This window comes from Streptomyces sp. BPTC-684 (assembly GCF_030028635.1).
Classification (GTDB): Bacteria; Actinomycetota; Actinomycetes; order Streptomycetales; family Streptomycetaceae; genus Streptomyces; species Streptomyces noboritoensis.
This window is the reverse complement of the sequence record NZ_CP124863.1, coordinates 2,813,483-2,825,654: the sequence shown is the minus strand read 5'-3', so window position 1 is coordinate 2,825,654 and position 12,172 is coordinate 2,813,483. Positions and strand designations below refer to the sequence as shown.

Genomic DNA, 12,172 nt, shown 5'->3' with positions numbered 1-12,172 from the left:
TCCTCGCGAGGGTCGGTGGCATGCGAACCGACATCTCCGTGGGGACCCTGCCGGCACGGGAGCACCTGCCCGTCGGTGCGGCGGGCGGGCCCGTACTCGACGTGGTGGTCCCCGTCCACAACGAGGAGCGGGACCTGGAGCCGTGCGTGCGCCGGCTCAGCGAGCACCTCGCACGCACCTTCCCGTACGCGTTCCGGATCACCGTCGCCGACAACGCCTCCACCGACCGCACGCCCGAGGTCGCGGCGCGCCTGGCCCGCGAGATCGAGGGCGTACGTCACGTCCGGCTGGAGGCGAAGGGGCGCGGGCGGGCGCTGCGGACCGTGTGGTCGGCCTCGGACGCGCCCGTGCTCGCGTACATGGACGTCGACCTCTCGACCGATCTGAACGCGCTGCTCCCGCTGGTCGCCCCGCTGATCTCGGGCCACTCCGACCTCGCGATCGGCTCCCGCCTCAGCCGGGCGTCCCGCGTGGTGCGCGGGCCCAAGCGCGAGTTCGTCTCCCGCGCGTACAACCTGATCCTCAAGTCCTCGCTCGCGGCCCGCTTCTCGGACGCCCAGTGCGGGTTCAAGGCGATACGCCGCGATGTGGCCGAGCGGCTGCTGCCGATGGTCGAGGACACCGGCTGGTTCTTCGACACCGAGTTGCTCGTGCTCGCCGAGCGGGCCGGGCTGCGCATCCACGAGGTGCCGGTGGACTGGGTCGACGACCCGGACTCGACCGTCCACATCGTGCGGACGGCGACCGACGACCTCAAGGGCGTGTGGCGGGTCGGGCGCGCCCTCGCCGTCGGCGCGCTCCCTCTCGACCGGCTCGCGCGCCCGTTCGGCGACGACCCGCGCGACCGGGCGATCAGCGGCGTACCGGGCGGGCTCGCCCGCCAGCTCGTCGGCTTCTGCGTGATCGGCGCGCTCTCCACCCTCTTCTACCTCGGCCTCTACTCCCTCTTCCGGACCGGCACCGGGCCCCAAGCGGCCAACGCCGCCGCCCTGTTGGTGTCGGCCGTCGCCAACACCGCCGCGAACCGGAGGCTCACCTTCGGCGTACGGGGACGGGACCGCGCGATGCGCCACCAGGCGCAGGGGCTCGTCGTGTTCGCCATCGGGCTCGCCCTCACCAGTGGCTCGCTGGCGGCCCTGGGCGCCGCGAACAGCGACCCCTCGCACTCCACCGAGGTGGCGGTCCTGGTGGCGGCGAACCTGGCGGCCACCGTGCTGCGCTTCCTGCTCTTCCGCGCCTGGGTCTTCCCGGACCGCGCCACCACGTCGACCTCCCATGCGAAGGACGCCACCCGATGACCACGACCTCCTACCCGGCCGGCGCGCACGAGGGGGTCGCCGCGGCCCGGCACAAGGCCGCCGCGGGCCGCCTGTGGCGCGGCCGCACCACCGACCCGGCCTGGGTGCGCCCCGCCTTCCTCGGCCTCCTCCTGCTCACCCTCCTCACATACCTCTGGAACCTCAGCGCTTCCGGATACGCCAACTCCTTCTACTCGGCGGCCGTCCAGGCGGGCGGCGAGAGCTGGAAGGCGATGTTCTTCGGCTCGCTGGACTCCGCCAACGCCATCACCGTCGACAAGCCACCGGCCGTGCTGTGGCCGATGGCGCTGTCGGTGCGGCTCTTCGGCCTCGGCTCCTGGCAGATCCTGCTGCCCGAGGTGCTGATGGGGGTCGGCACGGTGGCGGTCCTTTACGCGGCCGTACGGCGCCGGTTCAGCCCGGCGGCGGGGCTGATCGCGGGCGCGGTGCTCGCGCTCACCCCGGTCGCCGCGCTGATGTTCCGCTTCAACAACCCGGACGCGCTGCTCGCCCTGCTGATGACCGTGACCGTCTACTGCGTGCTGCGCGCGCTGGAGGGCGCGCGGACGAAGTGGCTGGTGTGGGCGGGGGTGGCCGTCGGCTTCGCCTTCCTGACGAAGACCCTCCAGGCCTTCCTGATCCTGCCGCCGCTCGCCGTGCTGTACGCGGTGTGCGCGCCCACGACCGTACGCAGGCGCCTCGGCCAGCTCGCCCTGTCCGGGCTCGCGACGGTGGTATCCGGCGGCTGGTGGGTGGCGGTCGTGGAGCTGTGGCCCGCGTCCTCGCGCCCGTACATCGGCGGCTCGCAGCACAACTCCTTCCTTGAGCTGACCTTCGGCTACAACGGCCTCGGCCGGATCAACGGCGACGAGACCGGCAGCGTGGGCGGCGGTGGCGGCGGCCGGGGAGGCGGCGGCTGGGGCACGACCGGCCTCGACCGGATGTTCGGCGCCGAGGTGGGCGGCCAGATCTCCTGGCTGCTGCCCGCCGCGCTGCTGCTGCTCGTCGCGGGCCTGGTGGTCACCTGGCGGGGCGAGCGGACCGACACGGCCCGGGCGGCGTTCCTGGCCTGGGGCGGGGCGCTGCTGATGACCGCCGGGATCTTCAGCTTCATGGCGGGGATCTTCCACCAGTACTACACGGTCGCCCTCGCCCCCTACATCGCCGCGCTGGTCGGCATGGGCGCGACCGTGCTGTGGGAGGAGCGGACCCGGCTCGCGGCGGCCGCGACGCTGGGCGCGTCGGTGGCACTGACGGCCTGGTGGTCGTACGTGCTCCTCGGCCGCACGCCCGACTATCTGCCGTGGCTGCGGTGGGCGGCGCTGATCGGCGGCCTGGCGGCGGCGGTCGGGCTCGCGCTCGCGGGGCGGCTCGACCGCAGGCTGGCGCTCGGCGCGGCCGGGGTGGGGCTCGCGGCGTCGCTGGCCGGGCCGTTCGCGTACACGGTGAGCACGCTCCAGACCGGCCACACCGGCTCGATCGTCACGGCGGGTCCGGCGGGCGCGTCGATGGGCGGGCGGCCCGGTGGCGGGAGGCTGGGGATGGGCCCGGGCGGCGAGTTCGCGGCTCCGGGCGGCCCCGCGCAGGCAGGCCAGGGCCAGGGGCCGCAGGGCGGCGGGATGGTTCCGCCGGGCGGCCGGAACGGTATGCCGTCCCGGCTTCCCGGCGGCGTCGGGCAGATGCCCGGCATGGGCGGCGAGCGCGGCGGGCCCGGCGGCATGGGCGGGCTGCTCAACGGCGCCCAGGTGAGCGCCAAGGCGAAGTCCCTGCTCAAGACGGATGCCGACCGGTTCACCTGGGTCGCGGCGGCCGTCGGCTCGCAGAACGCGGCCAGCTACCAACTGGCCACCGAGAAGCCGGTGATGGCGATCGGCGGCTTCAACGGCAGCGACCCGTCGCCCACGCTCGCGCAGTTCAAGAAGTACGTGGCCGAAGGGAAGATCCACTACTTCATCGCCGGGGGCGGGGGCGGGGGCAGCTCCATCGCCACCTGGGTGGCGGCCACCTTCACCAAGGTGACCGTCGGCAGCGCCACCTTCTACGACCTGACGGCCCCCGCCAAGTAGTGGCCGTCGCTGGGGCGGTGGTCCGGGAACGACCCGGACCACCGCCCTTCCGCATGCGCCGGGGAAATGCGCTTTACACCGTACAAGAGTCTCCTTTACGGTGTACGGCAACGTCCCCATACGCTGTACAACTCCTCAAGGAGCCCGCATGACGGCCACGGCCGCCGACACATCGGCCACCCCCACAGGGCACCCGCAGCGCTGGCTGATCCTGGGTGTCATCTGCCTGGCCCAGCTCACCGTGCTGCTCGACAACACCGTGCTGAACGTCGCGATCCCCTCCCTGACCACGTCGGTCGACGCCTCGACCGCGGACATCCAGTGGATGATCAACGCGTACTCGCTCGTCCAGTCCGGACTGCTGCTCACCGCGGGCAGCGCGTCCGACCGCTACGGCCGCAAGAAGATGCTGGCGGCCGGGCTCGCGCTGTTCGGCATCGGCTCGCTGGCGGCCGGACTCTCCCAGAGCGCCGGGCAGTTGATCGCCGCCCGCGCCGGAATGGGCGTCGGCGGTGCGCTCCTGATGACCACCACGCTCGCCGTCGTCGTGCAGATATTCGACAACGAGGAGCGGGTGAAGGCCATCGGCCTGTGGGCCACGGTCAACTCCCTCGGCTTCGCCGCCGGGCCGCTGATCGGCGGGCTCATGCTCGACCACTTCTGGTGGGGCTCGATCTTCCTGATCAACATCCCGGTCGCGGCGATCGGCCTGGTGGCCGTCCTTGTCCTGGTCCCCGAGTCGAAGAACCCGCTGGGCGACCGGCCGGACCTGCTCGGCGCGCTGCTCTCGACGGTCGGCATGGCCGGAGTGGTGTACGCGATCATCTCGGGCCCGGGCCACGGCTGGACGTCGGCGCACGTGCTGGCCTCGGCCGGGGTGGGCCTGGTGTTCCTGGTCGCGTTCGCCCGCTGGGAGCTGTCCATCCCGTACCCGATGCTGGACATGCACTTCTTCCGCAACCAGAAGTTCACCGGTGCGGTCGCGGGCTCGATCCTGGTCGCGTTCGGCATGGGCGGCTCGCTGTTCCTGCTGACCCAGCACCTCCAGTTCGTGCTCGGATACGGGCCGTTGGAGGCGGGTCTGCGCATCGCGCCGCTGGCGCTGAGCGTGATCGTGCTGAACGTGGCGGGTGTGGGCGCGCGGCTGATGCCCAAGCTGGGCACGCCGAGGACGATCGCGGTCGGCATGGCGGCGAACGCGGCCGGACTCGCGGCGATAGCGCTGCTCGGCGGCGAGCACTACAGCGGCATGCTGCTCGGCCTCGTGGTGATGGGCGCGGGCATCGCCGTCTCGATGCCGGCCATGGCCAACACCCTGATGAGCGCGATCCCGCCGGAGAAGGCGGGCGTGGGCGCGGGCGTCAACGGCACGCTGGCGGAGTTCGGCAACGGGCTCGGCGTGGCCGTGCTCGGCGCGGTCCTCAACTCGCGCTTCGCGGCGCTGGTCCCGTCCGTGGTGGGCGCGGCCTCGCTCCCGGCGGCCCTTGCGGCGGCGGGTGACGACGCGGAGCGCTCCCGGATCTCGGACGCGTTCGCCTCCGGCCTGGAGACCAGTCAGCTGGTCGGGGCGGCGGCGGTGCTGGCGGGAGGTCTGCTGGCGGCGGCGCTGCTCGCGCGGGCGGAGCGGGCTGACGCGACGGTGGAGCCTGTGCCTGCGGCATAGCATCTACGGGGCGGACGGCAGCATTCCGCGGTTCTGCGCCTGCCGTGCGCCCCACTCGACTACCGCCGCAGGAAACGCCGTACGACTGTCGTACGTATACGTACAGACAGCCCGACGACCCACGAGGAGGGCACGCCATGGTGTCGGCAGCCGACCGCGCGAAGAATCCGACGCGTACCAGCGTGTGGCTGGAGCGCGGCAAACCGGCGGGCCGCGTCCGCCGGAGCGACCAGCCGACGGCGACCTCCCTCGACCGGGACAGGATCATCGCGGAGTCGGTGCGCCTGCTGGACGCGGACGGCCCGGCGAAGTTCTCCATGCGCCGCCTGGCGGGCGAGCTCGGCGTCACGGCCATGTCGCTGTACTGGTACGTGGACACCAAGGACGACCTGCTTGAGCTCGCCCTGGACTCGGTGTTCGGGGAGTTGCGGGTGCCGGACGTGGAGGGGGCCGGGGCGGACGCGGACTGGCGGGACCAGTTGCGCGAACTCGCCGTGAGCTACCGCTCGGTCATGGTCCGCCACCCCTGGGTGTCGCCGCTGGTCGGCCGCTACCTCAACATCGGGCCGCGCTCGATGGAGTTCGCGAACGCCGCGCAGAAGATCCTCAGCCGCTCGGGGCTGCCCGCACACGGCGTCACCGGCGGCCTCTCCGCCGTCTTCCAGTTCGTCTACGGCTTCGGCACGATCGAGGGCCACTTCGTCGCGCGCTGCGCGGAGGCCGGGGTCACCCAGGACGAGTACTTCGCCCAGGCGATGGGCGCGCTGCGCGAACGCCCCGACTTCCACGAGGCGATGGAGCTCTCGGAGGAGCTGATGGAGGCGCGGGGCGGGGACACGGTGGAGGAGATGCGGGAGCGGGACTTCGTGTTCGCGCTGGATATTTTGATCGCGGGGATCGAGGCGAAGCGGGCGGTTTGACGGGGGGTTTGCCCCCCACCCCGCCCCTTCCCTAAACCCTCCGGGGGTGGGTGGGGGGGGTGAGGTGGCTCTCCCGGGGGCTACGCCCCCGGCCCCCCGAGCGGGGCCTGCGGCCCCTGCACCCCGCTTCGGGGCTCCGCCCCGGGTCTCCGTTCGCCTGCAGGTCGTGTGTGGCTGATCGCGCAGTTCCCACCGGCCCTAGGTGGTTAGGGGCGCGGGGAACTGCGCGACCAGCCCCCACCGGCCCGCACACGAACACCGGACCCAGGGGCGCAGCCCCCGGCCGCCCGCCAGAGGGCTTTCGGGAAGGGGTGGGGTGGGGCAAAAAGCGGGGCGGCAGGCCGTCCCCTGCCTGCCGCCCCCTGTCGGGTGCCTCCGCTCGGGGCACCCGAGTTCGGTTACTCCGCCGCCGGCGTCTCAGCCGCTCGCGACGACTTCAGCGCGACCTCCTTGATGAACAGGGTCACGAAGAAGGCGAGCAGCGTGCACGGCGCGGCGTAGAGGAAGACGTCGGCCACCCCGTGGCCGTACGCGCTCTCCATCACCGTGCGCAGCGGCGCCGGGAGCTTGTCCAGGTCGGGGATGCCGCCGCCGCCCCCGGCGCCCAGGCCCGCCGCCTGCGGGCCGAGGTCGGCCAGGCCGTCCTTGACGTAGTGCGTGACCCGGTTCGCCATCACCGCGCCGAGCGCGGACACGCCCACCGCGCCGCCCAGCGAACGGAAGAACGTCACCACGGACGACGCCGAGCCGAGGTCGGCAGCCGAGACCTGGTTCTGCGTGCAGAGCACCAGGTTCTGCATCATCATGCCGATGCCGAGGCCCATCAGCGCCATGTAGATCGCGAGCTGCCAGTACGCCGTGTCGTACCGCATCGTGCCGAGCAGCGCGAGCCCCGCCGTGACCAGGACGCCGCCGCTCACCAGCCACGCCTTCCAGCGGCCGGTCTTCGTGATGACCTGGCCGGAGACCGTGGAGGAGATGAACAGGCCGGCGATCATCGGGATCGTCAGCACGCCCGACATCGTCGGGGACTCGCCGCGCGCCAGCTGGAAGTACTGGCTGAAGAACACCGTTCCCGAGAACATCGCCACGCCCACGAAGAGCGACGCCAGCGAGGCGAGCGTGATCGTGCGGTTGCGGAACAGCCGCAGGGGGATGATCGGCTCGGCCGCCTTCGACTCCACGTACACGAACACCGCGCCCAGCAGCACCGAGCCGCCGACCATCGCCGCCGTCTGCCAGGACACCCAGCCGTACTTGTCGCCCGCGAACGTCACCCACACCAGCAGCAGCGACACCGCCGCGCTGATGAAGAACGCGCCCGACCAGTCGACCTTCACCTCGCGCTTCACGACCGGCAGCTTCAGGGTCTTCTGAAGGACTATCAGGGCGATCACCGCGAACGGGACGCCTACGTAGAAGCACCAGCGCCAGCCCAGCCAGTCCGTGTCCGTGATCACGCCGCCGAGCAGCGGGCCGCCGACCGTCGCGACCGCGAACGTGGCACCGAGGTAGCCGCTGTACCGGCCGCGCTCACGCGGCGCGATCATCGCGGCCATGATGATCTGGGCGAGCGCCGACAGGCCGCCGACGCCGATGCCCTGGACGACGCGGCAGGCGATCAGCATGCCCGCGTTCTGGGAGAGCCCGGCTATCACCGAGCCGCTGACGTAGATGATCAGGGCTATCTGGACCAGCAGCTTCTTGCTGAACAGGTCGGAGAGCTTGCCCCACAGCGGTGTGGTCGCGGTCATCGCGAGCAGCGAGGCCGTGACCACCCAGGTGTACGCGGACTGGCCGCCGCCCAGATCGCCGATGATCTGCGGAAGGGCGTTGGAGACGATCGTCGAGGACAGGATGGCGACGAACATGCCGAGCAGCAGCCCTGACAGCGCCTCCATGATCTGCCGGTGAGTCATCGGCGCGCCGCCCTCGGAGGGGTGCCCTCCGGGTGCGGCGCGGCCGTCCCGCACACCGGCCGGTGTGGATGTAGCCATGAACTTCCTTCTCCTCTAAGCCTGTTGGGCGGCGGGTGTACGGGCGAGGGGCTCCTCGCGGCAGTCGAAGCTCTCTCTGAGCCGCGCGAGCATGACGTTCAGCTGCCCGACCTCTTCGTCGGACCAGTCGCGCAGGGTGCGGGCGAACATCTCCGCCGTGCGCCGCCCGAGCTCGTCGAGCATGGCGCGGCCGGCGGGGGTGAGCCGCAGGATCCGGGACCGCTTGTCCAGCGGGTCGGGGTCGCGCTCGATCCAGCCGCGCGCGGCCACGTGTGCGACGTGACGGCTCGTCACCGACATGTCCACATCGAGGAGTTCGGCGAGCCTGCTGATCCGCATCTCGCCGTGGCGGCCGAGGAGCGTGAGTACGGCGGCGGACCCGGCGGGGCACTCGGCCGGCAGGATCCGCCCGAGCCCGCGCTTGACGGCCCCGATGGCGCTGAGCTGCCGGGCCAGCTCCTCGTAGTGGCTGTGCGCGGCCATCGGGCCCCTCCTCATGAGATTCGATGATCTCGTTGCTTAGGGCAACCATAGGATTGATTGGTTGCTGAAGGCAAGCGAATGGGGCGGGGTGGGGGCAAAGTAAAGGCAAAGTGTTCGCATATGGGAAGTCAATGCGCAGGTGGGAGGGGGTGGGCGGCCCTCGCGTGCGGTGTGCGTACGCCGTGAGCGTGTCGTGTGCGTGCCCGGGCGTGCGGGGGCGGGGGTTGGGCGGAACCCGGGACTTCGCTAGGGTCCCGTGCATGGCACACAACACCCCGGGCCCCGAGGGCAACTACGACCCCGCGGGCAGCACGCAGATGTTCCGCGCCTTCGTCGACGAGGGCGCGCCGCAGGGCCGCCAGGCGGCGACCCCGGCGGCGGCGCCGGCCGGTCCGCGCGTCGGCCTGATCGTCGGCATCGTCGTCGTACTCGCCGTCCTCGCGGGCGTCGCCTGGCTCGCGCTGGGCTGACCCCTCCCGCACCTCCTGTCGAGACCCGTTCTCGCTCAGCGCCAGTCGGCGGTGACCGAGCGGGTCTCGATGTGCATTCCGAGGGGTACGCGCCAGGCGTCCACGCAGACGGTGTACGTACGTGACGTCTTGGCGTTCGCGGGTACGGGTGCGAGGGGCTGGGTGGAGGTGATCGTCGCCCAGTCGATGCCGAGCAGGCCGATGATGTGGGTGGCGAAGGTGAGCGTTCCCGATTTCACGGGGGTGCCGCCGGTGTTGCGGAGCGGGACGGTGACGGTCTCGCACCAGCGGGTGGGGGTGGGGGTTCGGGTGGGGGTGCCTAGGGTTAGGGCGGCGGGGGTGGGGCTTGGGCTGCCGCCGGTGCCGCCCGTGGTGCTTGTGCCGCCGCCCGTGCTGGCTCCGCCTTCGGATGTGCTTCCGCCGCTTGCTGAGCCGCCGCCACTTCCGCCGCCGGACGTGCCTGTGCCGCCACTCGTGGCTCCGCCTCCGGCTGTGCCGCCGCCGCTTCCGGGCGTGCCGGATCCGCCCGTGGTGGTGCCGCCGCTGGCTGCGCCTGCACCGCCTGCGCTGTCCGTCCCGCCGCCGCTGTGGGCATTCGTGCCGCTTGGGGCTGGGGGTCCCCCCTGCTCCTTAAGAGCTTGGGGGAGGGTGGGCACGCGGCTTTCCCCGTCCCGCCGGGCTGCGCTACCCCCGCCCCCCGCCCCGTCCAGCGGAACCAGCTCCACCTTGCCGTGAGGCGGCACCGCCTTGTCCGACGGGGCCTCCGTGCCCACGGCCACGTAGGGCTTGCCTCCCTCCCCGCCGCAGGCGGCCAGCGTGCCGCCCAGCGCGAGCGTGGCGGCCGCCGATACGCCGATCAACGCAGCACGTCGCATCGCGCCAGTGTTGCTGACGAACCGTCAATTGTGAACCCCGGAACGGGGCTGAGGGCGGGGAGGGGGCGTGCCCAGCACTGAAAGGGCGCCGCTGCGCCCACCCGTGCCGCCCCTAGCGGCACGATTGCCCGCAGCTGGGGGAAGGGAGGGGGGACGCGGGGCCCGCCGGGCCGCGCAAGCGTGGCCCCGCGCGGGGCGATCGGGGCGGTGGGGCGCAGCCAAGGCCGCGCCCGCGCGAAAGCGGACAGGCGGGGCACTCGGCGCGCCGCCCCGCGAGCGATGGTGGGCCCGGCGCACCGTCCCCGCGGGCGTCCGCCGCGCCCCCCTAGTCCGCGATCAAGCCCTCCCGTAGCTGTGCCAGCGTCCTCGTCAGTAGGCGGGAGACGTGCATCTGGGAGATGCCGACCTCCTCGCCGATCTGGGACTGGGTCATGTTCGCGAAGAAGCGGAGCATGATGATCTGGCGTTCCCGGGGCGGGAGTTTGGCCAGGAGGGGCTTGAGGGACTCGCGGTACTCCACGCCCTCAAGCGCCGCGTCCTCGTAGCCGAGGCGGTCCGCCAGCGAGCCCTCGCCGCCGTCGTCCTCGGGGGAGGGGGAGTCCAGGGAGGAGGCCGTGTACGCGTTGCCGACCGCGAGGCCGTCCACCACGTCCTCTTCCGAGACGCCCAGGACCGCCGCCAGCTCCGGGACAGTCGGGGAGCGGTCGAGCTTCTGGGCCAGTTCGTCGCTGGCCTTCGTCAGGGCGAGGCGCAGCTCCTGGAGGCGGCGCGGGACCCGTACCGACCAGCTCGTGTCGCGGAAGAAGCGCTTGATCTCACCGACCACCGTCGGCATCGCGAACGTCGGGAACTCCACGCCCCGTTCGCAGTCGAACCGGTCGATCGCCTTGATCAGACCGATCGTGCCGACCTGGACGATGTCCTCCATCGGCTCGTTGCGGGAGCGGAAGCGGGCCGCCGCGTACCGCACCAGCGGCAGGTTCAGCTCGATCAGGGTGTCGCGTACGTACGTACGCTCCGGGCTCTCCGCGCTGCCCAGCGCGGCCAGCCGCAGGAACAGGGAGCGGGAGAGCGTGCGGGTGTCCAGCGGTTCGTGGGACCCCGTGGACCCCATCGTGCCCGTCGCCTCCCGTCGGGGGGCGGTGACGGAGACCGCCGGAACGGCGGTGTCGAGCGCCTCGGGGGAGCCGGGCACGGCACGGCTGTCGATGGCTTCCGAGCTCTCGCGCACATCGGGCGCGGGCACGCTCTTCATGAGCGTGAGCACCTGCACCTTCGAGCTGCCCTGTTCTGCGGACATGCCACCCCCTTGAGGTCGCGGACGGTCGCGGTGGCCACGACCATCGGAGGAACGCAGCCTCCACCTGAATACCGGAGGCGGGGCTGCGGCAAACGCGGTTCCAGCAGAATGTCACATGTCGGCAACACGCTGTAGTGACATGTCGACAAGTCAGGCGTGGATCCGTGCAGTTAGCAGGGGGTGTGCCGGTTCTACCGCCGGATTGTTCACCCGGACGTGGATCACTCGATCCGGTTACGCCTCGATTCGATTTGCGGATCGAAGCCGCGCGAAGCTCCTGGCCAGCAGCCTGGACACATGCATCTGGGACACGCCCAGCTCCTGGCTGATCTGGGACTGCGTCAGATTGCTGTAGTAGCGGAGCATCAGGATCCGCTGCTCGCGTTCGGGCAGTTGTACGAGGAGGTGGCGGACCAGATCGCGGTGCTCGACCCCGGCGAGGGCCGGGTCCTCGTAGCCGAGCCGGTCGAGCAGGCCCGGCAGGCCGTCGCCCTCCTGGGCCGCCTCCAGGGAGGTCGCGTGGTACGAGCGGCCCGCCTCGATGCAGGCGAGCACCTCGTCCTCGCCGATCTTCAGCCGGTCGGCGATCTCGGCGGTGGTGGGCGAGCGGCCATGAAGGGTCGTCAGGTCCTCGGTGGCGCCGTTCACTTGGACCCAGAGCTCGTGCAGCCGACGCGGGACGTGGACGGTGCGCACGTTGTCGCGGAAGTACCGCTTGATCTCGCCCACCACCGTCGGCATGGCGAAGGTCGGGAACTGCACCCCGCGCTCCGGGTCGAACCGGTCGATCGCGTTGATCAGCCCGATCGTGCCGACCTGGACCACGTCCTCCATCGGCTCGTTGCGGGAACGGAAGCGGGCCGCCGCGTACCGCACCAGCGGCAGGTTCGCCTCGATCAGCGCCCCGCGCACCCGGTGGTGCTCCGGAGTGCCCGGCTGCAGGCCCTTGAGCTGCCCGAAGAGGATCTGGGTGAGCGCCCGGGTGTCCGCGCCCCGGCTGGTCCGCACGGGGGCCTGTACGGGGGTCCGGTGGCTCTCGGGGGGCTCCTGGGGCTCGTTCTGGGGTGGCACTTGAGGTGCGGTACTGGCCGGCACGGTCA

At 71.9% G+C, this 12,172-nt stretch carries 10 protein-coding genes; 5 read left to right on the top strand and 5 right to left on the bottom strand.

The features are described from left to right. Positions 1-20: 20 nt before the first annotated feature. The 4 genes from QIY60_RS12560 (at position 21) to QIY60_RS12545 (ending at position 5,947) form a co-directional block, all read left to right on the top strand. The gene (locus QIY60_RS12560; protein ID WP_283142490.1) at positions 21-1,298 is read left to right on the top strand and encodes a bifunctional glycosyltransferase family 2/GtrA family protein; all 1,278 of its coding nucleotides are present in this window, start codon (positions 21-23) and stop codon (positions 1,296-1,298) included. Continuing rightward, positions 1,295-3,364, top strand: coding sequence for a glycosyltransferase family 39 protein (locus tag QIY60_RS12555; protein WP_283142489.1), 2,070 nt, complete (start codon positions 1,295-1,297; stop codon positions 3,362-3,364). The genes QIY60_RS12560 and QIY60_RS12555 overlap by 4 nt, the downstream gene beginning before the upstream one ends. A gap of 148 nt (positions 3,365-3,512) precedes the next feature. Beyond that, complete coding sequence (locus QIY60_RS12550; protein WP_283142488.1) at positions 3,513-5,027, top strand: MFS transporter; 1,515 nt, start codon at positions 3,513-3,515, stop codon at positions 5,025-5,027. A 137-nt stretch (positions 5,028-5,164) separates the two neighbouring features. After that, the gene (locus QIY60_RS12545) at positions 5,165-5,947 is read left to right on the top strand and encodes a TetR/AcrR family transcriptional regulator (RefSeq protein ID WP_283142487.1); all 783 of its coding nucleotides are present in this window, start codon (positions 5,165-5,167) and stop codon (positions 5,945-5,947) included. A 398-nt stretch (positions 5,948-6,345) separates the two neighbouring features. Here QIY60_RS12545 and QIY60_RS12540 read toward each other — a convergent pair whose 3' ends face one another. Together QIY60_RS12540 and QIY60_RS12535 are read right to left on the bottom strand one after the other, a co-directional pair. Further along, positions 6,346-7,944, bottom strand: a complete 1,599-nt coding sequence (locus QIY60_RS12540; protein ID WP_283142486.1) for an MDR family MFS transporter — start codon at positions 7,942-7,944, stop codon at positions 6,346-6,348. A gap of 15 nt (positions 7,945-7,959) precedes the next feature. Next, positions 7,960-8,427: a MarR family transcriptional regulator gene (locus QIY60_RS12535; RefSeq protein ID WP_283142485.1), complete on the bottom strand. Its 468-nt coding sequence runs from the start codon at positions 8,425-8,427 to the stop codon at positions 7,960-7,962. Positions 8,428-8,687: 260 nt separating this feature from the next. Between QIY60_RS12535 and QIY60_RS12530 the strand changes: the two genes are divergently transcribed. Beyond that, entirely contained in the window at positions 8,688-8,897 is a 210-nt protein-coding gene (locus QIY60_RS12530) for a hypothetical protein (RefSeq protein WP_101389259.1), read from the top strand. Between the two features lie 35 nt (positions 8,898-8,932). Here the strand turns inward: QIY60_RS12530 and QIY60_RS12525 are convergent, their stop codons facing one another. The 3 genes from QIY60_RS12525 to QIY60_RS12515 form a co-directional block, all read right to left on the bottom strand. Continuing rightward, positions 8,933-9,136, bottom strand: coding sequence for a hypothetical protein (locus QIY60_RS12525; protein ID WP_283142484.1), 204 nt, complete (start codon positions 9,134-9,136; stop codon positions 8,933-8,935). A gap of 961 nt (positions 9,137-10,097) precedes the next feature. After that, complete coding sequence (locus QIY60_RS12520) at positions 10,098-11,072, bottom strand: RNA polymerase sigma factor SigF (RefSeq protein ID WP_283142483.1); 975 nt, start codon at positions 11,070-11,072, stop codon at positions 10,098-10,100. Between the two features lie 234 nt (positions 11,073-11,306). Next, positions 11,307-12,167 (bottom strand): RNA polymerase sigma factor SigF, encoded by an 861-nt coding sequence (locus QIY60_RS12515; protein ID WP_283142482.1) that lies wholly within the window; start codon positions 12,165-12,167, stop codon positions 11,307-11,309. Between the last annotated feature and the right edge of the window lie 5 nt (positions 12,168-12,172).

Bases quoted from the DNA above. Each gene is read 5' to 3' on its own strand.
- QIY60_RS12550 (WP_283142488.1), top strand. From the start codon at position 3,513: ATGACGGCCACGGCCGCCGACACATCGGCCACCCCCACAGGGCACCCG.
- QIY60_RS12540 (WP_283142486.1), bottom strand. From the start codon at position 7,944: ATGGCTACATCCACACCGGCCGGTGTGCGGGACGGCCGCGCCGCACCC.
- QIY60_RS12560 (WP_283142490.1), top strand. From the start codon at position 21: ATGCGAACCGACATCTCCGTGGGGACCCTGCCGGCACGGGAGCACCTG.
- QIY60_RS12520 (WP_283142483.1), bottom strand. From the start codon at position 11,072: ATGTCCGCAGAACAGGGCAGCTCGAAGGTGCAGGTGCTCACGCTCATG.
- QIY60_RS12555 (WP_283142489.1), top strand. From the start codon at position 1,295: ATGACCACGACCTCCTACCCGGCCGGCGCGCACGAGGGGGTCGCCGCG.
- QIY60_RS12535 (WP_283142485.1), bottom strand. From the start codon at position 8,427: ATGGCCGCGCACAGCCACTACGAGGAGCTGGCCCGGCAGCTCAGCGCC.
- QIY60_RS12545 (WP_283142487.1), top strand. From the start codon at position 5,165: ATGGTGTCGGCAGCCGACCGCGCGAAGAATCCGACGCGTACCAGCGTG.
- QIY60_RS12530 (WP_101389259.1), top strand. From the start codon at position 8,688: ATGGCACACAACACCCCGGGCCCCGAGGGCAACTACGACCCCGCGGGC.